At 37.0% G+C, this 24,644-nt stretch carries 23 protein-coding genes and 1 pseudogene; 16 read left to right on the top strand and 8 right to left on the bottom strand.

Annotated features, from left to right (window positions below; translation table 11 throughout):
- Window positions 1–32 precede the first annotated feature (32 nt).
- Window positions 33–788 (bottom strand): MBL fold metallo-hydrolase, encoded by a 756-nt coding sequence (locus tag RIV7116_RS14640; protein ID WP_015119072.1) that lies wholly within the window; start codon window positions 786–788, stop codon window positions 33–35.
- 1,220 nt (window positions 789–2,008) lie between these two features.
- Between RIV7116_RS14640 and RIV7116_RS14635 the strand changes: the two genes are divergently transcribed.
- Complete coding sequence (locus tag RIV7116_RS14635) at window positions 2,009–2,491, top strand: adenosine-specific kinase (RefSeq protein WP_015119071.1); 483 nt, start codon at window positions 2,009–2,011, stop codon at window positions 2,489–2,491.
- Window positions 2,492–2,760: 269 nt separating this feature from the next.
- Here the strand turns inward: RIV7116_RS14635 and RIV7116_RS14630 are convergent, their stop codons facing one another.
- The 3 genes and pseudogenes from RIV7116_RS14630 to ppsA all read right to left on the bottom strand — a co-directional run bounded on the left by RIV7116_RS14630 (window position 2,761) and on the right by ppsA (window position 7,062).
- The gene (locus RIV7116_RS14630) at window positions 2,761–3,792 is read right to left on the bottom strand and encodes a nitroreductase family protein (RefSeq protein WP_015119070.1); all 1,032 of its coding nucleotides are present in this window, start codon (window positions 3,790–3,792) and stop codon (window positions 2,761–2,763) included.
- 115 nt (window positions 3,793–3,907) lie between these two features.
- Window positions 3,908–4,444, bottom strand: a complete 537-nt coding sequence (locus RIV7116_RS14625) for a universal stress protein (RefSeq protein ID WP_015119069.1) — start codon at window positions 4,442–4,444, stop codon at window positions 3,908–3,910.
- A 130-nt stretch (window positions 4,445–4,574) separates the two neighbouring features.
- Window positions 4,575–7,062: pseudogene (gene ppsA, locus RIV7116_RS14620) on the bottom strand (phosphoenolpyruvate synthase).
- Between the two features lie 460 nt (window positions 7,063–7,522).
- On the opposite strand from ppsA, the gene RIV7116_RS14615 reads away from it, so the two are divergent.
- On the top strand, window positions 7,523–7,774 hold the full coding sequence (locus RIV7116_RS14615; protein ID WP_015119068.1) for a hypothetical protein: 252 nt from the start codon (window positions 7,523–7,525) through the stop codon (window positions 7,772–7,774).
- Between the two features lie 114 nt (window positions 7,775–7,888).
- Here RIV7116_RS14615 and RIV7116_RS14610 read toward each other — a convergent pair whose 3' ends face one another.
- Window positions 7,889–8,419: a universal stress protein gene (locus tag RIV7116_RS14610; RefSeq protein WP_015119067.1), complete on the bottom strand. Its 531-nt coding sequence runs from the start codon at window positions 8,417–8,419 to the stop codon at window positions 7,889–7,891.
- A 363-nt stretch (window positions 8,420–8,782) separates the two neighbouring features.
- On the opposite strand from RIV7116_RS14610, the gene RIV7116_RS36485 reads away from it, so the two are divergent.
- The 14 genes from RIV7116_RS36485 to RIV7116_RS14545 all read left to right on the top strand — a co-directional run bounded on the left by RIV7116_RS36485 (window position 8,783) and on the right by RIV7116_RS14545 (window position 23,300).
- Window positions 8,783–12,835 (top strand): response regulator, encoded by a 4,053-nt coding sequence (locus RIV7116_RS36485; protein ID WP_015119066.1) that lies wholly within the window; start codon window positions 8,783–8,785, stop codon window positions 12,833–12,835.
- A 60-nt stretch (window positions 12,836–12,895) separates the two neighbouring features.
- The gene (locus RIV7116_RS36480; RefSeq protein WP_015119065.1) at window positions 12,896–13,282 is read left to right on the top strand and encodes a response regulator; all 387 of its coding nucleotides are present in this window, start codon (window positions 12,896–12,898) and stop codon (window positions 13,280–13,282) included.
- 355 nt (window positions 13,283–13,637) lie between these two features.
- A complete protein-coding gene (locus RIV7116_RS14595) occupies window positions 13,638–14,228 on the top strand; it encodes an Hsp20/alpha crystallin family protein (protein WP_015119064.1) in 591 nt (196 codons plus the stop codon).
- A 97-nt stretch (window positions 14,229–14,325) separates the two neighbouring features.
- Complete coding sequence (locus RIV7116_RS14590; protein WP_015119063.1) at window positions 14,326–15,042, top strand: GerMN domain-containing protein; 717 nt, start codon at window positions 14,326–14,328, stop codon at window positions 15,040–15,042.
- A gap of 17 nt (window positions 15,043–15,059) precedes the next feature.
- Entirely contained in the window at window positions 15,060–15,236 is a 177-nt protein-coding gene (locus RIV7116_RS36475) for a hypothetical protein (protein ID WP_015119062.1), read from the top strand.
- A 427-nt stretch (window positions 15,237–15,663) separates the two neighbouring features.
- Window positions 15,664–16,365, top strand: a complete 702-nt coding sequence (locus tag RIV7116_RS14580; protein WP_044290951.1) for a phytase — start codon at window positions 15,664–15,666, stop codon at window positions 16,363–16,365.
- 36 nt (window positions 16,366–16,401) lie between these two features.
- Window positions 16,402–16,656: a DDE transposase family protein gene (locus RIV7116_RS14575; protein WP_015119061.1), complete on the top strand. Its 255-nt coding sequence runs from the start codon at window positions 16,402–16,404 to the stop codon at window positions 16,654–16,656.
- 257 nt (window positions 16,657–16,913) lie between these two features.
- Window positions 16,914–18,371: a DUF6745 domain-containing protein gene (locus RIV7116_RS14570; RefSeq protein ID WP_015119060.1), complete on the top strand. Its 1,458-nt coding sequence runs from the start codon at window positions 16,914–16,916 to the stop codon at window positions 18,369–18,371.
- Window positions 18,372–18,641: 270 nt separating this feature from the next.
- Window positions 18,642–18,992, top strand: coding sequence for a hypothetical protein (locus RIV7116_RS14565; RefSeq protein WP_015119059.1), 351 nt, complete (start codon window positions 18,642–18,644; stop codon window positions 18,990–18,992).
- A gap of 528 nt (window positions 18,993–19,520) precedes the next feature.
- Window positions 19,521–20,525 (top strand): metal ABC transporter substrate-binding protein, encoded by a 1,005-nt coding sequence (locus tag RIV7116_RS14560; RefSeq protein ID WP_015119058.1) that lies wholly within the window; start codon window positions 19,521–19,523, stop codon window positions 20,523–20,525.
- Between the two features lie 61 nt (window positions 20,526–20,586).
- Window positions 20,587–21,333, top strand: a complete 747-nt coding sequence (locus RIV7116_RS14555) for a metal ABC transporter ATP-binding protein (RefSeq protein ID WP_015119057.1) — start codon at window positions 20,587–20,589, stop codon at window positions 21,331–21,333.
- Between the two features lie 132 nt (window positions 21,334–21,465).
- Entirely contained in the window at window positions 21,466–22,323 is an 858-nt protein-coding gene (locus tag RIV7116_RS14550; protein WP_015119056.1) for a metal ABC transporter permease, read from the top strand.
- Window positions 22,323–22,496 carry a hypothetical protein gene (locus RIV7116_RS35815; RefSeq protein WP_015119055.1) on the top strand — a complete coding sequence of 58 codons (174 nt, stop codon included), beginning with the start codon at window positions 22,323–22,325 and terminating at the stop codon, window positions 22,494–22,496. Before RIV7116_RS14550 ends, RIV7116_RS35815 begins: the two co-directional genes overlap by 1 nt.
- A gap of 360 nt (window positions 22,497–22,856) precedes the next feature.
- Window positions 22,857–23,300, top strand: coding sequence for a GNAT family N-acetyltransferase (locus tag RIV7116_RS14545; RefSeq protein WP_015119054.1), 444 nt, complete (start codon window positions 22,857–22,859; stop codon window positions 23,298–23,300).
- A 142-nt stretch (window positions 23,301–23,442) separates the two neighbouring features.
- Here RIV7116_RS14545 and RIV7116_RS14540 read toward each other — a convergent pair whose 3' ends face one another.
- From RIV7116_RS14540 to RIV7116_RS14530, 3 genes are read right to left on the bottom strand one after another with little or no spacing between them, the layout of a single operon-like run.
- Complete coding sequence (locus RIV7116_RS14540) at window positions 23,443–23,856, bottom strand: hypothetical protein (protein ID WP_015119052.1); 414 nt, start codon at window positions 23,854–23,856, stop codon at window positions 23,443–23,445.
- Window positions 23,857–23,862: 6 nt separating this feature from the next.
- Window positions 23,863–24,279 carry a PIN domain-containing protein gene (locus RIV7116_RS14535; RefSeq protein WP_015119051.1) on the bottom strand — a complete coding sequence of 139 codons (417 nt, stop codon included), beginning with the start codon at window positions 24,277–24,279 and terminating at the stop codon, window positions 23,863–23,865.
- Window positions 24,276–24,563 (bottom strand): hypothetical protein, encoded by a 288-nt coding sequence (locus tag RIV7116_RS14530; RefSeq protein ID WP_015119050.1) that lies wholly within the window; start codon window positions 24,561–24,563, stop codon window positions 24,276–24,278. Before RIV7116_RS14530 ends, RIV7116_RS14535 begins: the two co-directional genes overlap by 4 nt.
- Window positions 24,564–24,644: the final 81 nt, after the last annotated feature.

Below are 24,644 nucleotides of genomic sequence, written 5' to 3'. Positions count from 1 at the left end.
CCATCACAACTAATGGGACAGACCACTAGGAATTAGGAGTTATGAGTTAATAATTTTTCTCCCCATCTCCCTATCTCCCCATCCTTACGTCCCCGTGAGGCTGCGGCTTTACCACACATCTCGTTAGCCGGAACTGCTTCCATGATTTGTTTCGGATTTGGAAGGTCTAAATTGTTCATTAACTCAATAAATTCTTCGCGGGTACGCCCTGCAAACCGAGGATTGAATCTTTTTTCTTCTCCGATGGTGGAAACAGTATGTCCTCGGTAGTCGTGGGCTGGATACACTAATACTTCCGAAGGTAGAGTAAATAACTTTTGCGTTACTGAGTCGTATAAAGTGCTGGCATCACCATTTTGAAAATCAGTACGACCACAGCCGCGAATCAACAGTGCATCTCCGGTTAATACCCTGTCTTCGTTAACTAAGTATGCCATGTGACAGCTTGTATGACCGGGAGTTGCAATCGCCTCAATATTTACTGCACCAATTCCCAAGTTATCACCTTCTTCAATTGTGACATCTGCACAAGCAGCTTTTGACTTTTCTGGAACTACACCCAAACAACCTGTAAGTTTCCGCAGTTGATAGGTAGCTGTGATATGGTCGGCATGAATGTGGCTTTCTATACAGTAATAAAGATTTAAACCCAGTTCCTTAATTAATTTGTAGTCGCGATCGACTTGCTCTATTACTGGATCGACTAATACTGCTTCTTTTGTTGATTCATCGGCTATTAAGTAGGTATAAGTTGAAGTTTGGGCATCAAATAGTTGACGGAATAACATGATGCAGTTCTCCTGGGTGGTTTATATTCGGTATTCATCGAATCTAAATAGAGCCGTTACTACTCAATCTTCAACTTAGAACAAAAATTTGAGGAACTTATGAGGAAACCTGTAGTTAAATTCAATTAGATGAATGTTTTCCCCAAGCACGCCACACGGGAAAACCATCTTCCGAGCGCAACAGGTTCTTATTCATCAAAAAATGCACTTTTTTAAATATTTTTGCTTTTCCTCACAAGTTACTCATATTCTTGGAGTAATTTAAATTGATAGCAGTTGAGAAACTAAGTTTGCTATTTAATAGAATTGCGATGTGATATGACTTCTATTGTCGATAAGCCATTGTACGCGGCGCAATTACAACAGCAAGATTTCCTGGTTTCTTAATTGCTAACTAGCTAAACTTCTCTTGAATATGCTCCTGTTGCGAGTTCCTTCATTTTTATGAGCGCGAAGAATATAAATAAATGTCATATTGTCTTAGCTGGGGTTGCTGGCGATTCTGGCTATGTATTCTTTGCGCTTATTTTTTTGCTCGATATTATTTAGTCAACCAGGAAATTAATGTTTGTACCTTATTTAGCTGCAAAGTGCTGTAAGTTAAATGCGTAGCAGCTTATCAATATTCCCTTAACGGTATAGGGTTTGTTTGAAACGCTTTAGCAAAAGTATTTTCTGAGAACATTAGAGTTAGCAGTCATATCAAATCTTTCTACAAAATGGGCAGCTAGGGAAGCGTATCTCCTGGTATTATTTCTGCTTGCTCCTAAGTAATTAGGAATGGCCGCAACTGGCACATTTATGCTGTAGGGTGCTGTGACACTTAATTGGATTTTTAACGTAATAATGAGGGTTTTAGTGTCACGCACCATCCGAGTTGTGTGACGCGCAGCCTTAGTCCTGGTAATTAAACAAAATTAATTACACATTGTCATTGCGAGTGAAACGAAGCAACCGCAGGGGCTGGGATTACTACCCTTCAGGAACACATAAAGGTGAACGCGCAGCGAATAATGACGGTAAATATTTTTGTTCACCTACTTATATAGCCAGACAATCATAAATTTGAGCATTTTTCGAGTATAAGTAAATCTGATTCCGGAAATAACACCTTCACGATTTCCCCATAGTTTTTGTCTAATATAAATACAGATTATTTTAGCGATAAATAAGCGATAAATAAGACTTTTAGATTATTCTCTAATAAGCTCATATTGATTATGAAAATTCAAACAGTTGCAGTAGAAATCCCTGAAGATTGTAATATTATCATTGGTCAAAGTCATTTTATCAAAACTGTCGAAGACTTACACGAAGTAATGATTCAACAGGTAACACAAGTCAAGTTTGGATTAGCTTTTTGCGAAGCATCAGGAAATTGCTTGGTTCGACATTCCGGAAATAACCAATATTTACAAGCAGTCGCTCAGAAAAATGCTTTAAAAGTAGGCTGCGGACACTGCTTTATTATTTTGTTGAAAAATGCTTATCCGATGAATTTTCTCAACACTATTAGACAAGTTCCTGAAGTCTGCACTATTTACTGTGCTACTGCAAATCCCGTAGAGGTAATTGTGGCTGAAACTGGACAAGGAAGGGGTATTATCGGCGTTGTTGACGGGTTTCCTCCCAAAGGTGTAGAGTCTTCGCAAGATATGACCGACCGTAAAGATTTTCTACGTCAGATTGGATATAAACTTTGATTGAAATTGTTAGGACTTACGCAACCGGCACATTTTTTGTAGGGGAGGCAAAAAGCGGTGTAGATTCTCTTCCCGCTTTATTGCCGTTGCTGTGACACTTTGAGTAATGTCGAAAGGTAATAAGAACCTTTTTAGTGTCACGCACCAACAGGATAGTGTAACAATTGTGTAAGTCCTGATTGTAAAACTGGAAAGATACACCGAAAAGTGTATCTTTCAATATATAAAAAAATATAAATTATATTCTTGGCAAGCAATTTAAACAGTTTCTAAATTAAAACTTCATTAACTGTTCGTCTTGGTGTTGGTTTAGCTTGCTTAGAGAAACCTAAACGCAAAATAATTTGTGCAAAACCAGATTGAGATAATATTTGACTGAGTTTGCTTCGCAGATGCGGTACTTGAATCGGTTGGTTTAAAAACGAACTACGAAGCCCTACAGCTTGTCCTCTTAATAATATTCTTTCTAAAGCTTGTCCTGCTGCTAACCAACCAGCCTGGGTATCATTTTTAGTTCCCAAAACTACAATTGCTGGTGATTGTTCGACAAGTTTACGACTGCGTTCGGCTATAGAATCACCTAAATCAAAAGTTCGCAAAACCATAGCAAATAAAGGAGTTGCAAAATCAAGATATTCGTGTATACCTTGAGCATAAGCGGGCATACCGTCATGAGTATTATTATTAGCAGGACGAATCCAATTTGCTAACTCCTTACGATAATTAGGGTCATTCATGAGCAAGTGTTCTGCCTGTACTACTAACTCTGAAACCTGATGCCGAACAGTACCTTTTTTGACAATATGCAGCCATGCTCCTTCTTGTTCCGCATCTGACTGGAGCCATCTTAGAAAAGATTGCGGAGCATCCCACCATTGATAATTTTGTCTATTAGTATGTCGTCTTGGGATTGCATTAAATAATAGCCGATCGTCAGTGCTTTCTGCTTTCGGAGAACCAAGTTTAATCCGAGCTAATAAATTTACATTGCTTGGGTTGGGAAAAGTGATAATTTGACCTTTATAGCCGAAATGATGCAGAGCAATACGTAAATTAAACAATACCGTACCGCAACTAATAATTAATTCTCTATGTTTAGGGTCAGCAACAAACAAACCGCGACTCTTATCAGCATAAAGATAAATTGCTTCTGAATCAATCTTGAATAGCCATGGTTGAGTATTGTGACTAGAAGGAGCTAAAATTGCATAATTTAGAATAAATTTAAGTTTTTCCTCAACAGTTCCATTATGAGGAAATTCACTTTCTTTGACTTCCCAAGTATTTAATAATTCAGACATAATAATTCCTAGGTATAAGTTTCAAATAAAGTATATAGAGAAGGAATGCAATGCATCCTATCTCTAGATAATTTAAGAAAGTCAATAAAGCTCCCACCCAAGTATAAAAACTAATTCAATTAGCAGGTTTAGTTTCTATATCTTGAGTTTGAGATGCTGCGCTAGTTGAAAGAATCGGTCCTTGTACTGTTAACACCGAACAAGGTGCATGATGCATTACATAATTACTCACACTACCCAAAAATAATTCAGTGAAACCACGATGACCTCGGCGACCAATTACGATTACATCAGCATTCCAACTACCAGCAAAATCGCAAATCCTGTTACTTGGATCGCCTATATTGAGAGTGTATTCAGCTTTCACACCAGCAGAAGTTGCTGATTCGCATAAATCAAGCAACCAATTCTCTTTATTTTGCTTAAATTCTTCCCATTCTTTCAAATTCTTCTTTTGAGTTTCCTTATGTAACTCTGAATAAAGAATAGTTGGTTGCATAAACAAAGGGTCAAAATATGGCTCATCTAATGGACATATAACATGTAAAAACATTAAATTTGCACTAGTTGCCTTTGCCAGAGATACAGCTTCATCAACAATATGCTGAGTCATATCCGAATTGTCAATCGAAACCAAAATTTTAGTAAACATAAGAATTAGTTATTAGTTGTTGGTTGTTAGTTGTTGGTTGTTAGTTGGTAGGGATTGGGGATTGGTAACAAAATAATATTTTCAAGCAATAGCCATTACTAATTACCTATTACCAATTACCCATTACCAATTACATCGAAGCAACTTCTAAGAGCGTCTTCAGTACGGAATCTGGATTGAGGCTCATGGAGTCAATACCTTGCTCTACCAAGAAACGAGCAAATTCTGGGTAGTCGCTAGGTGCTTGTCCGCAGATACCGATTTTGCGTCCGTGTTGCTTGACGGTGCTTATGGCTTTGGCGATTGTGCGCTTGACTGCTTCGTTGCGTTCGTCAAATAAATGCGCTACTAATTCCGAATCTCTATCTAAACCAAGAGTTAGCTGTGTTAAGTCATTGGAACCTATAGAAAAACCGTCGAAGATTTCACAAAATTCATCAGCTAGCTGAACGTTAGAAGGTAATTCGCACATTACATATACTTCTAAACCGTTTTCACCTTTGACTAAACCATTTTTCGCCATTTCTGCTAAAACGCGACGACCTTCTTCGGGAGTACGACAAAATGGAACCATCAAAATAACGTTGGTTAAACCCATTTCGTCACGTACTTTTTTCATGGCGTAACATTCAAGAGCAAAACCTTCTCGATATCTTTTGTCGTAGTAACGAGACGCACCCCGCCATCCTAACATCGGGTTCTCTTCGTGGGGTTCAAATTGTTTACCACCTAATAGATTGGAATATTCGTTACTTTTGAAATCACTCAAACGGACAATTACAGGTTTGGGATAAAATGCTGCGGCTATAGTTCCGATTCCTCTCGCTAATTTATCTACAAAGAATTGAGTTTTATCGTCGTAATTGCGAGTTAATTCAAAAATTTTGGATTTCTCGAGTTGATCTTCTAAATCGTGAAAGTGAACTAATGCTAATGGATGGGCTTTGATTTGGTTGGCAATGATAAATTCCATCCTTGCAAGTCCTACACCCGAGTTAGGAATAGCACTTAAGCCAAAAGCTTCTTCGGGATTACCCACATTCATCATTATTTTTGTGCCAATCTGGGGCAGTTTTTCCAGATGTATTTCTTCTACTTCATAAGGTAATAAACCTGGGTAAACTCTGCCAGTTTCACCTTCAGCACAGGAAACTGTGATATCTTCCCCACTAGTTAAAGTTGTAGTGGCATTGCCGCAACCAACTACTGCCGGAATTCCCAATTCTCTAGCAATAATAGCGCTGTGACAAGTACGACCGCCAGAATTAGTTACTATGGCAGCAGCCTTTTTCATAATTGGCTCCCAATCTGGGTCTGTGCGGTTTGTTACTAGTACATCTCCTTCTTCAAAGAGATTTAGGTTGTCTACATCCAGAATCACTTTAGCTTTACCTTGTCCTATCGCCGCGCCTACGCTGCGTCCCGTGAGGAGAGGAGTAAGAGGAGGGGGAGAGGGGGGGGAGGGGGAGAGGGGGGGAAGAATTATTAACTTGTGCCGTTTTTCTTACAAAGTGGTAGGTACGCAGAACGTTATTTACCTTTTGTGACTGTACGGTTTCCGGACGGGCTTGGACGATAAATAATTCTTCGGTGATGCCATCTTTTGCCCATTCAATATCCATCGGGGTGTAAGTACCGCGCACTTGGCAATAGTGTTCTTCGATTAAACAAGCCCAATGCGCTAGCTGTAAAATTTCTTCATCTGATAAAGCAAATTGATGGCGATCGCCGACGGGAACGGGAATATTTTTGGTTAATTTTGTGCCTCCCATTTCATAAACCATCTTGATTTCTTTGCTTCCCAAGCGTTTTTCTAAAATGGGGCGATATCCTTGTTTTAATGTCGGTTTAAATACCAAATATTCATCGGGATTTACGGCACCCTGGACGACGTTTTCACCCAAACCATATGCTGCTGTAATTAATGCAGCATCTTTAAAACCAGTTTCGGTATCGATGGAAAACATCACCCCGGAAGTGGATAAATCGGAACGAACCATTTTTTGTACGCCGACAGAAAGGGAGACATCAAAATGGTCAAAGCCTTTGATTTGACGGTAAGAAATAGCTCTATCCGTAAAAATCGAGGCAAAACACTTATGACAAGCTTGCAAAACACCGGGTAATCCGTGGACGTTGAGATAAGTTTCTTGCTGTCCGGCAAAGCTAGCATCGGGTAAATCTTCAGCAGTAGCACTAGAGCGAACTGCGACATCGGTGTCAGTACCATATTGGTTGCAGAGTGTTTTGTAAGCTTGGGCTATTGCTTGTTGCAGTTCTTCGGGGAAAGAGGTTTGCAACATCAAAATTCTGGCTTTTCTACCTCTCTCTCGCAGATTGTCAATGTCTTCTACGTCTAAATCGGCAAATATTTCTCTAAGTTTGGTTTCCAATCCTGCCGCTTTAATAAAATGCTGATAAGCATAAGCAGTAGTCGCAAACCCGGCAGGAACTTTTATACCCTTTGGCTGCAACTGACGAATCATTTCTCCTAACGAAGCGTTTTTCCCGCCAACTTTAGATATATCATCAATTCCAACTTTATTTAAAGGTAATACTAAAGCTTGTTCAACCGAAAGATCGTCTTTAGATTTTTGATTAATAACTGTGTTTCGCATCGCTTGCTTAACCTTCCACAACTCAGTTTGAGCAATAAGTACAGTTTTCCGTTCCTTTCCTCTCACACTTAACTTTTATAGCCAGATAATCTGAGGATTTTGTGAGGATACTGCTTTCAAATTGGGTATTACTCAAAACAGAACAGTTAGAGTAATTAAGGTCAAAGCTTAAAATTCTCCCATCTCCCCATCCGCTTCTCTCGCTTCTTCCTCACAAGTTCCTCAAATTTTAAGTTTATGATTCAAAGTAAGTTATCTGCTGTTTTCTACTAACAGAATGCTTGCTTAATTACCAATAACATTTTTGATTATGTGAAAAGCTAATTGCTGACAACTGTTTAGAACAAGAGTACTTGTTTGTAACTACTAATCACTTGAAAATTGTATAGGTAATCAACCGAACATAATCAAAATACTAATAAACAGCAGTAATGGCATAAAATACTGAGGATAAAAAATTATGAATTACTGTCCTTGCTGTAAAGATATACTATTACATCATGCAGATTCGGGTGGAGCTTACTGGTTTTGTCGAAGCTGTTGGCAAGCTATGCCAGTATGTAGCTGCAAACAATTGATTCAATCATCAGAAACGATGCCTACAGAATTACCCCCACAATTAAATCCATTAAACAAAGCAAATTCCCTAGTGCCTTTCACAAGAAACAACATTGTCAATTATCCTCAATCATCATCTAATTTATCTTCTTGATTGTTTAAAGATGAACAACAATGCCGATGGCAAAATAATTCCCTACAAAACACCCCCCGAAACAATTGGGAGGTGTATATATTTAATATTCAATTAATATTAAATACCAACAAATTAGATTGAGGCCGCTTCTATTACTAAAGAATCAGCTTCGTGTCGATCAATTTGTCCCTGAATTGTCAGAACAGAACAAGCTGCATGATGCAGTACGTAATTGCTAACACTACCCAGGAAAAATTCAGCTAATCCGGTACGTCCGTGACGACCTATGATAATCAAGTCAACCTTTCGGCTACGAGCAACCTTACAAATCATATATCCTGGAGAACCAGTAGCTTGAACATATTCAACGTCAACACCGCAAATTCGGGCTTTTTTTGCAAAGGATTGTAACAACTCAATGCCTTTTTGTTCCAAAGCTTGCAATCTTTCCATATAGTAGGTAACTGCGGTTTCACCATGTATAGTCGGATGATAACCATGTGCGGCAATATATCCAGGTTCGGGATATATTTCAGTTAAGGGGGGTACTACATGGGTAAGTATTAGTTGAGCATCGCCTGCTTGAGCTAAACGGATAGCTTCATCTAAGATATGTTGGTTATTGTCCCCGTCATCTATGGCGACTAAAATTTTATTAAACATATTTTTACCTCTTCTGTAACAAGCGAAAAATAAATATTTGGATACTTTTTAGCTGTTATGGAAGCATCTGATTTAAAGTTAAATGAAAAATTTGAGGAAGTTGTGAGGAGAAAATTTATGATTTACTAACTAAAAAATAGTTAGGGCAACTAATACTATTTTATTCTAAAAACAAACTCAGAGGAATTAAGATTTATCTATATTATTAAAGCTATGCAATAAAAATTATGCTCGGCAATCAAAATAACGATGCATAGCCTGACTATTCTAAAATATATATGACAAATTCCTTCATATATAGAATATAACAAATTTCCCAACTTCCTTATATAAACCTTTAGTAAATTTCAACTGACATAAACTATGAAAATCCTAGTTGTAGAAGATGATGAATTTGTTGCCCAAGCACTGAGTGCTGTACTGACTCATCACAATCATGCAGTTGAAGTTGCGAGCGATGGACTTGACGGTTGGGAGTTAGTTCAAGCTTTTGATTATGACTTAATTATTTTAGATATAACCTTACCTAAATTAGATGGTATTAGTCTTTGTAGAAAAATCCGTGCTGGTGGCTGGCTGATTCCAATTATGTTGGTGACGGGATGCAATAGTCCTCATGAAAAAGCAATTGGTTTGGATGCTGGTGCAGACGATTACGTAGTTAAACCTTTCGAGGAAGAAGAATTAGTTGCTCGTATTAGAGCTTTATTGAGAAGGGGAAAAGTCAACTTTCAGCCTGTATTAGAATGGGGTAATTTGCGGCTCGATCCCACCAGTTGCGAAGTCGATTATGCTGACAAAAATTTATCTTTAACTCCTAAAGAATATTCATTATTAGAACTGTTTTTACGCAATAGTCGTCGGGTATTTAGCTGTGGAATGATTCTAGAGCATTTATGGTCTTATGAAGATATTCCTTCCGAAGAAGCCGTTCGCACTCATATCAAAGGACTGCGAATGAAGCTAAAAGCAGCGGGTGCCCCTGGTAATTTAATTGAAACTGTATATGGTATTGGTTATCGCTTGAAGCCAGAGGCAGAGAAAAGCGTAGAGAAAGGGAGCCACTTGCATGAGCAGAGAAGTTTGCGGGGAGATGCCGCCAAACCAAGCCCCACCTTCGGTGAACGGAAGGTTCCCCCCGTTGAGCAAAGTGGCGTGAAAAAGGGACGAGGGAATGAGGAAGAAGCATCAAGTTTTCCAGTAACTAAGGCACAAACCCTTTTAGCTGTAGCTGGAGTTTGGGAAAAATATAAAGCTAGGGTAGCCGAGCAGGTAAATGTCTTGCTCAAAGCAGCACTTACACTGCAAAATTCAAATGAATCTTTGACGGAAGAATTGCATTCTCAAGCAGCAGCAGAAGCTCATACTTTAGCTGGTTCTCTGGGTACTTTTGGTTTTTCTGAAGGTTCCAGATTAGCGCGTCAAATAGAACATTTACTTAAAGCAGATAAAGTTTTAGATAAAGCTCAAATCGTACAATTTAATGATTGGGTAAAAGCTTTACTTGCTGAAATTGCTGCACCATCCCAAACGGAGACTATCTCTTCTAATTCTGAGTATGAGTTAGATGAACGTCCTTTACTTTTAGCTATCGATCAAGATCGAGAAATACCAGAAGATCTAGTCCAAAAATCTGCTGATTTCGGTTTACAAGTGGCAATCACTAATAGCATTGCCAATGCTAGAACAAAACTTTACCGAGAACATCCAAATGTAGCAGTAGTTGATGCTTGTCTTTTAAAGGATGATGAAAGCTTGAGCTTATTAGCAGAGTTTAAAAATCGTAAACCGTCAATTCCTGTAATAGTTTTAACTAAAGAAATAGAGAATAAGCACAAACAAGCTATTAATGATAGTCAGAATATAATTTTACAAAAACCCGTCTCTTCAATACAAATTTTAGAAACTGCGACGCAATTAATTAAAAGCTCGGAAGATGCCCAAGCAACGGTATTAGCTGTAGATGATGACCCAAAAGTTTTAGAAGTAATGCAAAATTTACTCCAGCATTGGGGAATCACAGTAAAAACTTTAGCAGAACCGCAAAAATTTTGGGAAACCTTGGAAACAATAAATCCAGACTTACTAATTTTAGATGTGGAAATGCCTGGAGTTAGCGGTATTAAACTTTGCGATGAAGTCCGCAACCATTCTCTTTGGAGCGAGTTACCAGTATTGTTTTTAACTGCTCATAATGAAGCAGAAACCGTAAACCAAGTTTTTAGCGTTGGTGCAGATGATTTTGTCAGCAAACCAATTGTGGGACCAGAATTAGTAACTAGAATTGTCAACCGTTTGGAAAGAATTCAATTAATTCGACGGATGACAAGAGAAAGGGAAGAAAATAATAAAACGGAATCGGCACAACGCTGGCAACAAATTTTTAATACATTTCCTGAATGTATTAAATTAGTCGCTGCGGATGGAACATTGTTAGAAATGAATCCCGCTGGTTTAGAGATGATTGAAGCAGACGAAACTGCAATTGGTAAAAATATTTATTCTGTTATTTCACCAGAATATCGTCAGGCTTTTAAAAATTTGAATAAAAGTATTTGTGAGGGCAATAAAGGTAGTTTGGAATTTGAAATAATTGGCAGCAAAGGTAGCCGCCATATTGTGGAAACTCATGCATTACCTTTAGTAGATCCGGACAATGGTAAATTGGTTCAACTAGCTGTAACCCGAGATATCACTGCCCACAAACAAGCTGAAGCAGAAAGAGAAAAAATGAATCTGTTACTCAAAGCCAAAGTTCAACAACAGGCAAGTGTAGCAAAATTGGGACAGTCAGCTTTGTTAAGTAAAGACATATCTACTTTGATGGATGAAGCTGTCGCTTTGGTTGCTCAAAGTTTAGATGTGGAATTTTGCCATATTTTAGAAATATTACCGTCGGGCAATGTCATGCTGCTACGTGCGGGAGTTGGCTGGAATGAAGGATTAGTAAAACTCGCGCTAATAAGTTTTAATGATTCCCCAACCGACGTATTACTAACAAAAGAACCCGTTATTATTGAAGACTTACGTCAAGAAACCCGATTTAACAGCCCGACTTTACTTGAAGAGCACGGAATTATTAGTGGTGTTAGCGTACCAATTTTTGGAGTTAATCAAATTTATGGTGTTTTAGGTGCCTATACTTCTCAAAAACGCGCCTTTAATCAAGACGACATTTATTTTTTACAAGCCGTTGCGAATGTTCTTTCTGGTGCTATAGAAAAACAGCATACAGAAACAACTCTACGTAAAGAATCGGAGAAATTGGAAAATAGAGTTGCTTCCCGTACAGCAGAATTAGTAAAGATGAACGAATGCTTGCAATTGGAATTAGGGGAGCGTCAGCGAGCGCAAGCGCAATTTGCTGGGATTGTAGAAATTGCCTCGGATGCCATAATTTGTATTGATAGCAATCAGCGTATTACCTTATTTAATCAAGGTGCTTCAGAAATTTTCGGCTATTCGGTAAGTGAAGTATTAGGAAAACCTTTAGATTTACTTTTACCAGAAGGTTCGGTAGAAGCTCACCGTCATCATGTCGCAGATTTTGGTAATTCACAATCTCCCTCTCGCAAGATGGGAGAGCGTCGTGAAATTTCTGGAAGACGTAAAAATGGCAGCGAGTTTCCCGCAGAAGCTTCGATTTCTAAATTGAATTTAGGCAATCACATAGTTTATACGGTTTATTTACAAGATGTTAGCCACCGCAAACAAGTAGAGCGGATGAAAGATGAGTTTGTTTCGGTAGTTTCTCACGAACTTCGCACTCCTTTAACTTCGATTCATGGTTCTTTAGGAATGCTGGCTACCGATTTAATTCCTTTAGGTTCTGAAGATAGTAAACGCTTAGTGCAAATTGCTACCGATAGCACCGAACGCTTAGTAAGACTGATTAACGATATTCTCGATATCGAGCGCATTGAATCGAGAAAAGTTACAATGTCTATGCAAATCTGCCAAGCAGATGAATTAATTGAAAAATCAATAAATATTGTTCGACCTTTAGCTGACAAAGGACAAGTTAAACTGTTAATTGAAAATTCATCGATCCAACTGCTAGCAGACAGCGATAGAATTATTCAAGTTTTCACCAATTTACTTAGTAACGCAATACGATTTTCATCACCGGGTGACACAGTTGCCATTACAGCAGTCGAACAAGATTCAGAAATATTATTTACAGTTAAGGATAACGGACGCGGTATTCCTAAAGATAAACTAGAAATTATTTTCGAGCGCTTTCAACAAGTAGATTCTTCAGATTCGCGCAATCATGAAGGTACGGGTTTAGGTTTAGCAATTTGTCACAGCATCGTAGAAATGCACGGTGGCAAAATTTGGGTTGAAAGTATTCTAGGAGTTGGTAGTACTTTTTATTTCACTTTGCCTATGAATAAATTAGCAATTAATAGTTAGCAGTTATCACTAAAATTCAAAATATTCAAAACGTTATTCACAAAAATACCTGTATTCAAAATGACAACAAAAAAAATATTAATAGTTGATAACGAAGAATATATTCGTGAAGTAACTAAAATTTGTTTAGAAAGTACTACCAAATGGCAAGTAATCACAGCTAATTCAGGGGATGAAGGTATTAAAAAAGCAGAATTAGAAAAACCAGATGTCATCCTTTTAGATGTAATGATGCCCGGAATGGACGGAATTACAGCTTTTAAACATCTACAGCAAAATTCTGAAACTAAAGAAATTCCCGTAATTATATTGACAGCCACTATTCAAAGTTCCGACAATTACCGCTATACAGATTTAGGAATTAAAGCGGCGATCGCCAAACCTTTTAGCCCGCTAACATTAGCCCAAGAAATTTCAGAAGTTCTCGGTTGGAGCAGTAATCAGTGAGAAATTGGTAATTGGGAATTGGAAATTGGGAATTGGGAATTGGTTGAGAGTCGCGAGTAAGAAATTGATTTCTCCTCCCCCATCATATGAAGTCCGGTTAATTACTTACTATATAACGAAACTTCCCATAATTTTTTATTAACGCCTTAACCATTAACCATTACCCATTACCTATTACCTATTACCCATTTTACCTATTACCCATTACCCATTACCAGTTTAACTAGACATGATATCACCGCCTCTCCCCAACTTTCCTCACAAGTTCCTCAAATTATTTTCCTAACTTAAAGGTAGAGCCGAGACAAAAGGCTCGCTAACGAAACTTGTCATCGGGACTGTAGGGAGCAAATATATGTCTGAGAAAAACTGGCATCCACTTAAAAATATTGATACTCTACGCCATCAAATGAATAATTTATTTGATGAGTTGGTTCATGGAAATACAGAAAAGGCTGACTTACATCCTCCGAATTCTATCCCCAAAGTTGAAAATGCAACTTGGCAGCCAGCAATTGAAATTAAAGAGACGGATGCAAATCTGATTCTGCAAGCCCAACTACCTGGTATAGAACCTAAAGATTTGGACATCCATGTAACTAAAGATGCGGTTTCAATAAGTGGCGAACATGAAGAACAAAAAGTCCATTACGAAAAAGGTATTTATCGTTCCGAATTTAATTATGGACACTTTCAACGCATAATACCTTTACCTATGTGTGTTGAACACAAGCAGGTTACAGCAGAGATTCATAACGGTCTTTTGACGCTGAGTTTACCAAAATCTCGCGTTCAAAATGATGATGTGTTAAAGCTTGATTTGACTATGCAGGAGAAAGCCCGTGAAGCGATGGTTAAGCAGCGTCAACATGAAGAACACATAGAAGAAACAATGCACTCTCGCGCTCAAGCTGAAATAAATGCACCTTCCTCATCTACAACATAATCAGCATATAAAAAGATACAGGGTGTTTTTCTAGGATGAGGTATGAGGTAAGTCTTAAATTCAATAATTTACTCATCGGAAATCCAGGAGAAAAATTATGAAAACCCAAAATACCCGTCCTGTTCAGCAAAATATTTTCATCATTTACATACTGTCGTTACTAAGTTTAGTTATTACTGTAGTTTGGTTAAATGGTATAGGTCTTAATAACAACTCAACTACTATAAAAACTACTCCAACATCGACACCCGAACAAATTAAAAAATCACCAATTTCCACGGAAAACAATACAGTTCCAAAACCAAATATTCCATTTATACTTCCCAAACCAGTAGAAAAATTAACACCTAAAGAAAAGACACCGTCCATACAGCTACAGCCCAAAGCTTACTTGTTACAAGTTGAAGGTGAAAAAGTTAGCTTAGTTCCACAAGCAGTTGCTATTAAAAAAGGAGTATCGAAAGAAGTTGCTTTGCAACAAACCTTGAACCAACTTTTTGATAACAATCAAAACAATCAATTTACATCCACAATTCCCCAAGGAACGAAATTATTAGGCTTGCGAATTGATGACACTACGGGAATTCATGTAAACCTATCCGATGAATTTCGTTATGGTGGTGGTTCAACTTCAATGATTTATCGCGTAGCTCAAGTACTTTATACAGCCTCAAGCATTGACGAATCAGCTAATATTTATCTTTCTATCGAAGGCGAATTATTAGATGAGGAAAATCCATTGGGTGGCGAAGGATTAATATTAGCAGAACCGCTGACAAGACAAAAGTTTATTAAAGATTTTTCGATTAATTAAAACAGGAGCAAAAATTTATGTCTACTGCATCTAAAGCTAAGCAAATTATTAAATCAGTTGTAGAAATTCCTCAAAAACTGATTAATTTTACAACAAATGGAGTAAGTAGAATTTTTAGTCCCAGCGATGATGATTATCCAAAATCGGGAGTACAGCCTTACGAAGGGGATACAGATCGCAATAAAGAACATTAATCGCGAGAAAAAGTATAGATTTATTAGAGCGGGTGCCGGAATATTTCAGCACCCGCTTTATCTTAGATTCGGCTAATTACTTATTGTAGAGCCAATACCAATTCTGTATGAGGCTGCGCTCAATCGCCCATGTCCTTACGGACACGCTCCGCTAACACTCTTATAGAGTGAGGCTACTTAAACAAAGCCCCTCCGGGTATCTCCCTCCGGGAGACGCTCCGCGTTCACGAAGTGACCCGTTAGGGTAACACTAGTTTGGGGGAACCAAACCGACACCCCCAACTAGATTCACCGTCTACACGGGTTAAAGAGGGGCGCATCTTTATAAATAAATGGTATTAACAATTATGAATGCAAATTCAGATTTTTTTGGAATAAATATTTATTTAAACTCTATATATCTTTTTCTTAACCTCTAAATGGAACATTGAAGATATGTATTTATGCGGAATTAGACGAACTAGAAGATGAACTAGGAGTAAATATTGTTGAATTAGATGTTGCCAGTGAAGTAGCCAAAATTCAAGCCAATCCTGGTGATTTTGGGTTAACCAATATTACTACACCAGCTTTAAATACGACTACTGGAGCAGTTGTACCAAACCCTGAAGAATACTTGTGGTGGGATCAATTTCATCTGACAACTACAGCTTATAGTTTAATAGCTCAAGGTGTAAGTGATGATATTTCCCAAGGTACAAATGAATTTACAACTACTAACATTTCTCCTCTAGTACCCGATATCGAAGGTTTATCAATATATTACGGTGAAAACGGAACTGGTTATCTAATTGCTAACAGTCAAGGTGATTCTTCCTACGCTGTTTTCAGTCGGGAAGGTAATAACGAATATTTAGGTAGCTTTGTTGTTGGCGATAATAATGGAATCGATCAAGTAAACGAAAGCGATGGTTTAGATGTTATTAATGTACCTTTGGGTGAGGAATTTCCCAACGGATTATTAGTTGTACAAGATGGTGCCAACGATCCACAAAATGCTGTTGAAGATGAAGAAGAATTAGAAAACAACAGCACCAACTTTAAATTTGTACCTTGGGATGAAGTTGCAAATGCATTCGAGAATCCTTTACAAAATAGACATCTCCGGAATAAAAATAAAATCTGGTAAAATAATATTCAATCAGCTTTTATCAGGGTCAATAAAATGAATTCAATGACAGGGTATATCGATAAACATCCCGGAGAAGCACAGCGGTTAGTTGGTCTAAATTACGACCAATTAAAACAGCTAATAAAGCAAGCAATTGCCCTAAGAACACAATCTGAATCAGAAGTAGAATTGAAAAAGAGAAGAATTATAAAAAAAGGAGGTGGTCGTAAAACAAAGTTATCTTTTGAAGAACAAATATTACTAACTCTAATATATTTGCGACAATTGACAACATTTTTGAAGACTTAGCGAATGGTGGCGATCAAGATTTCAACGATATTGAAATCTTGATGGAATTCAGCGTCTAATTTCTTTATCTATTAATTTTTAAATTCCAACATCAACACCTGGTAAGTCATTATTTACCGGGTGTTGTTGTCTGCACAAGATATACAATTTTCAGTAACATTAATCAAGCTGAAATGAGAGGGGGGAGGGGGAAGACAGAAAAAAAGAAACTTTTATGAATTATCTTAGAGCGCTTTGGGAGTAATACTTTGCCATGAATGGCTGATGGTAATTTTCAATTTAATTTCGGGAATACTAACTTCGTTGACAATACATCTATCAATAGCAAAATGACGCGCATTCATTTTCTAGCTCCCGAGCAAGAAGCTCAAATCCCCGAATATCAGCAAAAATGGAAAAGTATTTACCTGTCAACTCAGCCGATTCAGCGTAATCGAGCCAAAGCAGCAGTACAAGGAGCTTATGCTGTGATGGGTAAACCAGAACCCGAAGTTATTTTCTGTGCCAGCCCCCTGGTAGCAATAGAACAACTTAAAACATATATCTCACAACAACCTCAAAACAGCAATCAAACTTCCGAACAACAAGTTTACACCGACTTTTTGGAATTTGCTTCTTCAGTTTGGGAAAATATCCAGCAAGGCAATCAACACCAAGAATTAAAATTAGGAATTAAACCGCTAGAAGATTTAATCAAAGAAGTTTCGAGGGAATCATTTAAATCCTTGAACGAGCATATTGATAATTCTCTTCCTAGAGATTTAACTATTCAAGAAATTATCGAGCAAATGTATTTTGGTACGTCTCCAATTCTCGATATGTTGGGTAAGTTGCCAGCTAATCAAGGTATGCGTGAATTTTTCACAGACTTTGAAAATAGATTACCGGATAACTGGCAAGAATCTCTTAGTACCGCAATTTCTGCAATTGAAGAACAATTAGCTTGGCTTCCCGGTAAAGACTTATTCTTTAGAGAATGGCTAAAACCAATGATTCAAGCTAGTGTAATTGCAAAAGTTTATGGATTAGAACATTCTAATTATGAGGATGCAATTTTCGTTTCCCTATCAACTTTTGAAAAGAAGTTTCTAAAAGAAAATCCCCCTGTAATAATTTCTAAAATCGCAATTACCTGTATTTGGTTAGATTTTGCTTTTTCAGTACTGGGTTATCCGCATACATCCCAGAAATGGGCTGCTTTGCAAGGTATTATAAAACATTGCGGTTGGATTTTCGCTGTAGATAATCTCTGCATTATCTGCGATCGCCCGATAAAAATTTTAGTAGATGACAACAATCAACTTCATGGGGAAGGAGAACCAGCCATAGAATTCGCAGATGGGTTTGTAATTTATACCCATCATGGTACACCTTTACCCGATAAATACGGAACCGTTCATCCCAATCAATGGCAATCCCAATGGGTTATAGAGGAAACAAATCAACAATTAAAAGCAGTATTAATGAATGTCATCGGAGCAGTTCGTCTGTGCCAAGAATTACCTGTTATAGAAATAGATTCATTACAAGAATATAAATTTCTCAAATTTGAAAATATTGATATTAATACTTATATCTTACAACGAATTAACTCCCAAAATGGTAATAGGAATGCTGTATTTGTACCGCAACATATAAAAGCAATACGATTAGCGATAGAATATGCAAATCAAAATTGCTCGGCAGAAGATTTTCCTATTCCTAGTGATGAATAAGTAAAGCAACAAAAAACAATTAATGACAATTTTCAATTATCTTGCGCCATTCTCGTTAATTCCAAATCCCACGGTAATTAATTTCAAGGTTAATGTAACGGCGTAATTTAAAACGTACCAAAAGCCATAGCCAGTCTGATTTTTCAAACTTTATATTCTCGCGTGGGGAATTTATTCCCGTGTGCTGAGAATGTTGCAATCTGCTGTAAATCGCTTTAATTACCAATTCTATTTAAAATGATTCCAGAGATAATATATCCGGGTTGAATCATGAAGAAGCAACTACTAAGAAAATTACACCTCACCATTGCTCCAGTTGTTATACTCCCATTATTAATTACGGTGTCTACAGGAGTTGTTTATCGCATTTCCAAAGACTGGTTCGGATTATCTCGGAATCAAGTTCATTTTTTGATGGTTCTCCATGAAGGTGAATATCTAGGAAAAACCTTAGAACCAGTTTACGTTTTACTCAACGGCTTGGGTTTACTTTGGATGTTAGTCACTGGTGGAGCAATGTTATTGCAAAACTTTAAAAATTTAAGCAAAGAACATAAATCAATTCAATCTTCTCAATCTTCTACTCTCGATGGTGAAGTTGAAATATCCGATGGTAAATAAATATAATATCTCAAAATAATATCTCAAAATAATACCTCAAAACTATCCTAAAATACACGCAGAAAATAGGATAATAATCTGTTTCAAAATTCAACTATAGTGCTGGCTAAATTTACAACTTTCAGCACAAAATGCATCATAACTGTATTAAAAATCGTTGAACTATCGAGCCAAATCACAAAAATAAAACCCATACACTGCAAGAAATAGCAAAGGTTTTTACAAAACTTAATGTAAAGAAAGCAAAAGGAAAGCTAACTATTATTTATATTTAGTTATTATTCTTGAGATAGAGTTTTTTGTACATTCTTCTGCATAATATAAATAGAGATAAAATTTGATTCAAATTATCCAATTAATTTCTTTGAGTCAATAAAAGCTAAACTAGGCAATTCTTTCATGCATACAAGAAACAACTAGTATCAATATATACTTCATTCTTAAACTTCTCATAATTCTTTCATTTTTCGACTCAAGTGTTGTAGTATAAAAATGAGAAGATTATGAAAAACTTTTTTGGAAAACTAGATGGCTATACTTTTTAGTAAGCAGCCTTATGCAGGAAGACTGGCGATTACCTTCGGTACAGCGAAGCTTCTCACCTCGATAGGAATAGTGTGTGGACTGTTACTGAGTGGGTGTAGCCCGAGTACGGATGTGCCTGAAAACACAGCCCAAGAGGTTGGTAATACTGCACAAAATCCGAACACGAAAGATAAAAAGGTGATTCTGACAACCTTTACGGTGCTTGCTGATATGGCTCGTAACGTTGCAGGAGATAAAGCGATTATTCAATCCTTGACTAAACCGGGAGCAGAGATTCACGGTTACGAGCCGACTCCTAGCGATATAGTCAAAGCCCAAGATGCAGACTTAATTTTAGATAATGGTTTAGGTTTAGAGCGCTGGGCGCAAAAGTTTTATGGAAATCTCAAAGACGTGCCTCATGTTACCTTGAGTGAAGGTATTGCACCAATAGATATTAGCGAAGACGCTTACGCGGGAAAACCGAATCCCCATGCTTGGATGTCACCGAAACTGGCTTTAAAGTATGTGGAAAACATTCGTGATGCTTTGGTGAATTTAGATCCAGCGAATGCACAGACTTACACTGCTAATGCTCAAACTTATAGCGAACAAATAAAACAAATCGATAAAAAATTACAAAACACAGTTAAAGAAATACCTGCAAATAAACGTTTTATGGTGACTTGTGAAGGAGCATTTTCTTATCTAGCGAAAGATTATGGATTAAAGGAAGAGTATTTGTGGGCTGTTAATGCTGAAAAACAAGCAACTCCACAACAAGTAAAAAAAGTAATTAATACAGTGCGGGAAAACCAAGTTCCTGTAGTATTTTGTGAAAGTACCGTTAATGCAGATGCTCAAAAACAAGTAGCAAAAGAAAGCAATGCCGAATTTGGCGGAGTATTTTATGTCGATTCACTTACCGATGTAAATGGCGTTGCACCTACTTATTTTAAGTTGTTAGAGTACAACATTAACACCTTAGTTAATGGTTTGAAACAGTAAAAAATTGAGCTAAAATTCAACCACTATTAGATAATTATTAATTAGATAATCAATAAATATTATGTCTAAAATTACAGTTCACGTAGAAGATACTACAGTTGCTTATAACGGTAAAGTAGCTTTGCATGAAGCGAATTTACAACTAAATCGCGGTTCTATCAGCGGCTTAGTGGGAATGAATGGTTCGGGTAAATCGACTTTATTTAAAGCAATTATGGGTTTTGTTAAACCGACAAATGGGCGTATATTAATTCAAGGGATGCCCATGAAGAAGGCGCAAAAACAAAATTTAGTTGCTTATATTCCTCAATCTGAAGATGTAGACTGGAATTTTCCTATCAACGTACAAGATGTAGTAATGATGGGGCGCTACGGGTATATGAACTTCTTAAGAATTCCTCGTGCAAATGACCGAAAAGCTGTAGCAGAAAGTTTAGCGCGAACTAACATGAGCGAATTAAAATATCGCCAAATTGGGGAACTTTCAGGAGGACAAAAAAAGAGAGCATTTGTAGCGCGTGCTTTGGCACAACAAGCACAAATAATTCTCTTAGATGAACCCTTTGCCGGAGTAGATATTAAAACAGAAAAAGCACTGATTCAACTTTTGATAGAATTACGTAATATGGGTCATACAATTTTAATTTCAACCCATGACCTTTCTTCAATTTCTACATTTTGTGATGATGTGGTATTAATCAATCGTACCATTTTGGCATATGGTCCGACGGGAGAAGTTTTTACGCAAGAGAATATTGCCCGTACCTTTGATGGAATGGTTCCAGTCGCAGGAATTGGTAATGGGTAATTGGGAATTGGGCATTGGGCATTGTTAACTGTTAATTGTTCATTGATAATTGGTAATGGGTAATTGGTAATTGGTAGTTGGTAATTGGTAAATATATCTTTTTTTAGATTTAAAACTAAAACATTAAATATTATGAGTATAGAAGCAATTTGGCAGTGGTTTGCAGCGCCATTGCAGTTTGAATTTATGGTTAAGGCAATATTTGTAAGTGCCTTAGTAGGTGTTGTTTGTTCGGTTCTGTCATGTTATATGACTCTAAAGGGATGGGCATTAATGGGAGATGCGGTATCTCATGCAGTTCTCCCTGGAGTTGTACTTGCTTATATTTTAAATATTCCCTTTGCCATTGGAGCATTTGTTTTTGGCTTGGGTTCAGTAATTTCTATCGGATTTATTAAATCCAATACTAGAATCAAAGAAGATACCGTAATGGGGTTAGTATTTACAGGCTTTTTCGCCTTTGGTTTGGTATTAATTTCTAAAACCCCAAGTAGTATCGATTTAATGCATATCCTGTTTGGAAATGTCTTAGGTATTTCAGACCAAAATTTAATTCAAACAATCATCATTAGCGTAGTTACCATGATATTTTTAATGGTACTGCGGAAAGATTTACTACTATTTTGTTTTGATGCAACCCATGCTCGTACTATAGGATTGAATACCACTGCTTTATACTATATTTTGTTATCTGTATTAGCTTTAACTATTGTCGCCGCGCAACAAACAGTAGGAATTATTTTAGTAATTGCAATGTTAGTCACTCCAGGCGCAACTGCTTATATGTTGAGCGATGATTTTAATCAAATGACATTAATTGCTGTGGCATCCGGAATATTTTCTAGCGTGATGGGGACTTATATTAGCTATCATCTTGATGCTGCTACAGGTGGATGTATTGTAGTATTGCAAACTCTGTTGTTTGTTATCGCGATGATTTTTGCACCCAAACATGGATTGTTGGTAAGAACAATTAGAGCTACGAAATAATGATAAATTGGATTTTTGATAATGAAGTCAACAATATAATAGTTTCAAAATCCGTTATCATAGTCTTTTTTGGATTACCTGAAAAACGGCAAGTAGAAATTCTACCAATGCTAGAGAAAGAAAAAAAATATGATTTTCCAGACGGAGATTTAATTACGGATAATGCTTTATAAATTTTAGTTAATGACTACAATACATCTTTAAACTCAATATTACTTCGATTAGATGAACCAATTGACGATGGAATAAACCATAAAGCTAAAGAATTATTTCAAGCTTTTGATACAAGTTTTGGTTTAACAGGTTTTATAGACGAAAAATTTGCTGAGAATATTAGTAACGAAAGTATTTTCAAACTTCCCGAATGGAGTCAACTTCGCGAGCTTTCTTTGGTTATACAAACAAATTTAAATATTCACTCAGAAGTCAACACAAATATTCTGAAAAGTCGTATAAAATATTGGCTGCATTTTTAGAACATGAAACCAAAAAAAATCTTACTATAGTAAATTGATAACAATCATCAAATCAAAATGACTATCAAGATTAGAAGTTTAGATAAAGGAGATGAAGATGTTCTTTGCAACCTTGCATCTGATGTATTTGACTACGAATTAGACGAAAATTTAGTAGCCGAATTTCTCGCAGATTCACGCCATCATATTGTAGTCGCAATTGACGCGGGGTTAGTTGTGGGTTTTGCATCGGGAGTACACTACATCCATCCAGACAAGCCACCTGAATTATGGATAAATGAAGTAGGGGTTGCACCGACTCATCAACGACAAGGTATTGGTAAGAAGTTACTCCAAGAAATGTTCTTAAAAGCAAAGTCTCTCGGTTGTAATCAGGCTTGGGTATTAACTAATCGTTCAAATATTCCAGCAATGGGGCTTTATGCATCAATAGTAGAAAGCGAGGCTCCCGAGGATGTAGTGATGTTCAACTTTAGCTTAAGCAATGGCAGCAATACTTGATGTCTCTATTATTTAATCCTTCACAAAGTATATTGACTCGTCAAGTTGGAAGGAAGGAAGAGAAATTGTTCTCAAAGAGTTTTGCGGGAAGTAACGGTGAAGCGGAAGTGAGGTTTTGAAACGCAGAGGAGCGCGGAGTTTTTTAGTTATCGGGTTCGGTATATTCGCAAAAAATCTTCAATCCCACCTTGAGTAAATATAAAACAACAACTGTAGAAATAGCTGGATCTAAAGGTAAACCAGATAAAGTTGTAATAGAAACAATTAATCCGGTAAGTAATGGAGCGCTAGCAGGGTTTTTAGTATATTCTTTAAATTGAGCCTGAAAACCTTCATCACCGCAAAGTTCTTGGCGTAGTACGGTTAAAGTAGATTGCCAAAGAGATTTTTTATCGTAAGTATCCGTACCGAATTTTTCAGTCCAAAGTGCGTCGAAAGCAGTATTAAAATTACCGTTGTTTTGTTCTAGGGTAGCTAATGCTTTTTGTGCGGGTTCGTAATCTTTAAGAAGTTGCTGTTTTTGATTTATTTCGGTTGAGTCTAATTGGGTATTCATATAGATTTACGGAGATGTTAAGTCTTGAATTAATTGTTCTGGTGTTAAAATTCGTGGAGTTGTAACCGGGAAGTCTTTTTGATTGCGAGTAACAATAGCATCTAGATTGTTAATTACCGCAGCAGCATACAAAATCGCGTCTTCAAAATCTTTGAAATTTGTAGCAAGTGCCATTGAAATTGTAGCTTGATTTACCGTAGCAACTTGGCAAATTGAAGATAGCTGAGTTAAGAAATTTAACGCCCAATCTCGACCTCTTTGTTTACGGATAAGGTAGTAAAGGTCGCTAAAAGTAGACGCACAAACATAACCATTAATTTGCCCTTGTTCGATAAATGAGAACACTTGGTCGCTATCATCATAAGATGGCAGTCTAACAAGAGCAATGTCCAAAATAATATTAGTATCTATCAGAACATTCATAGATTATGTTTCTCCTTCAAATACTCCCACTTCGCGCTTTCTGGATCGAAATCTGGTGGTACAGAAGGAGAATTTTCTAGTAAGTCTCTAAATGCGTTAGTTCTGTATCGAACTTGATTTTTAGATGTTTCTGTTTGCGATTCGGTGGCGGTTTCTGTGGAATTAACTTCATCAGCTACCTGTAAAATAATTACTTCCACATTTCCAGGTGGTATTTCAATAGGTTGTGTAACTACTAAATTACCTGTTGCGTCAATTTTGCCTTTGGCTTTGTAAGCTTGCATATTATGGTTCCTTTTTATTTCTAGGATATTTAGAAGAATGTAATTTCAGATTACTGCTTATCATTATATTTTTCGATCTTA

The organism is Rivularia sp. PCC 7116, from assembly GCF_000316665.1.
Lineage (GTDB): Bacteria > Cyanobacteriota > Cyanobacteriia > Cyanobacteriales > Nostocaceae > Rivularia.
This window is presented reverse-complemented; position numbering and strand designations above follow the sequence as displayed.

Coding starts and splice junctions, on each gene's coding strand:
- RIV7116_RS14640 (WP_015119072.1), bottom strand. CDS start 788: ATGTTATTCCGTCAACTATTTGATGCCCAAACTTCAACTTATACCTAC.
- RIV7116_RS14635 (WP_015119071.1), top strand. CDS start 2,009: ATGAAAATTCAAACAGTTGCAGTAGAAATCCCTGAAGATTGTAATATT.
- RIV7116_RS14630 (WP_015119070.1), bottom strand. CDS start 3,792: ATGTCTGAATTATTAAATACTTGGGAAGTCAAAGAAAGTGAATTTCCT.
- RIV7116_RS14625 (WP_015119069.1), bottom strand. CDS start 4,444: ATGTTTACTAAAATTTTGGTTTCGATTGACAATTCGGATATGACTCAG.
- RIV7116_RS14615 (WP_015119068.1), top strand. CDS start 7,523: ATGAATTACTGTCCTTGCTGTAAAGATATACTATTACATCATGCAGAT.
- RIV7116_RS14610 (WP_015119067.1), bottom strand. CDS start 8,419: ATGTTTAATAAAATTTTAGTCGCCATAGATGACGGGGACAATAACCAA.
- RIV7116_RS36485 (WP_015119066.1), top strand. CDS start 8,783: ATGAAAATCCTAGTTGTAGAAGATGATGAATTTGTTGCCCAAGCACTG.
- RIV7116_RS36480 (WP_015119065.1), top strand. CDS start 12,896: ATGACAACAAAAAAAATATTAATAGTTGATAACGAAGAATATATTCGT.
- RIV7116_RS14595 (WP_015119064.1), top strand. CDS start 13,638: ATGTCTGAGAAAAACTGGCATCCACTTAAAAATATTGATACTCTACGC.
- RIV7116_RS14590 (WP_015119063.1), top strand. CDS start 14,326: ATGAAAACCCAAAATACCCGTCCTGTTCAGCAAAATATTTTCATCATT.
- RIV7116_RS36475 (WP_015119062.1), top strand. CDS start 15,060: ATGTCTACTGCATCTAAAGCTAAGCAAATTATTAAATCAGTTGTAGAA.
- RIV7116_RS14575 (WP_015119061.1), top strand. CDS start 16,402: ATGAATTCAATGACAGGGTATATCGATAAACATCCCGGAGAAGCACAG.
- RIV7116_RS14570 (WP_015119060.1), top strand. CDS start 16,914: ATGGCTGATGGTAATTTTCAATTTAATTTCGGGAATACTAACTTCGTT.
- RIV7116_RS14565 (WP_015119059.1), top strand. CDS start 18,642: ATGAAGAAGCAACTACTAAGAAAATTACACCTCACCATTGCTCCAGTT.
- RIV7116_RS14560 (WP_015119058.1), top strand. CDS start 19,521: ATGGCTATACTTTTTAGTAAGCAGCCTTATGCAGGAAGACTGGCGATT.
- RIV7116_RS14555 (WP_015119057.1), top strand. CDS start 20,587: ATGTCTAAAATTACAGTTCACGTAGAAGATACTACAGTTGCTTATAAC.
- RIV7116_RS14550 (WP_015119056.1), top strand. CDS start 21,466: ATGAGTATAGAAGCAATTTGGCAGTGGTTTGCAGCGCCATTGCAGTTT.
- RIV7116_RS35815 (WP_015119055.1), top strand. CDS start 22,323: ATGATAAATTGGATTTTTGATAATGAAGTCAACAATATAATAGTTTCA.
- RIV7116_RS14545 (WP_015119054.1), top strand. CDS start 22,857: ATGACTATCAAGATTAGAAGTTTAGATAAAGGAGATGAAGATGTTCTT.
- RIV7116_RS14540 (WP_015119052.1), bottom strand. CDS start 23,856: ATGAATACCCAATTAGACTCAACCGAAATAAATCAAAAACAGCAACTT.
- RIV7116_RS14535 (WP_015119051.1), bottom strand. CDS start 24,279: ATGAATGTTCTGATAGATACTAATATTATTTTGGACATTGCTCTTGTT.
- RIV7116_RS14530 (WP_015119050.1), bottom strand. CDS start 24,563: ATGCAAGCTTACAAAGCCAAAGGCAAAATTGACGCAACAGGTAATTTA.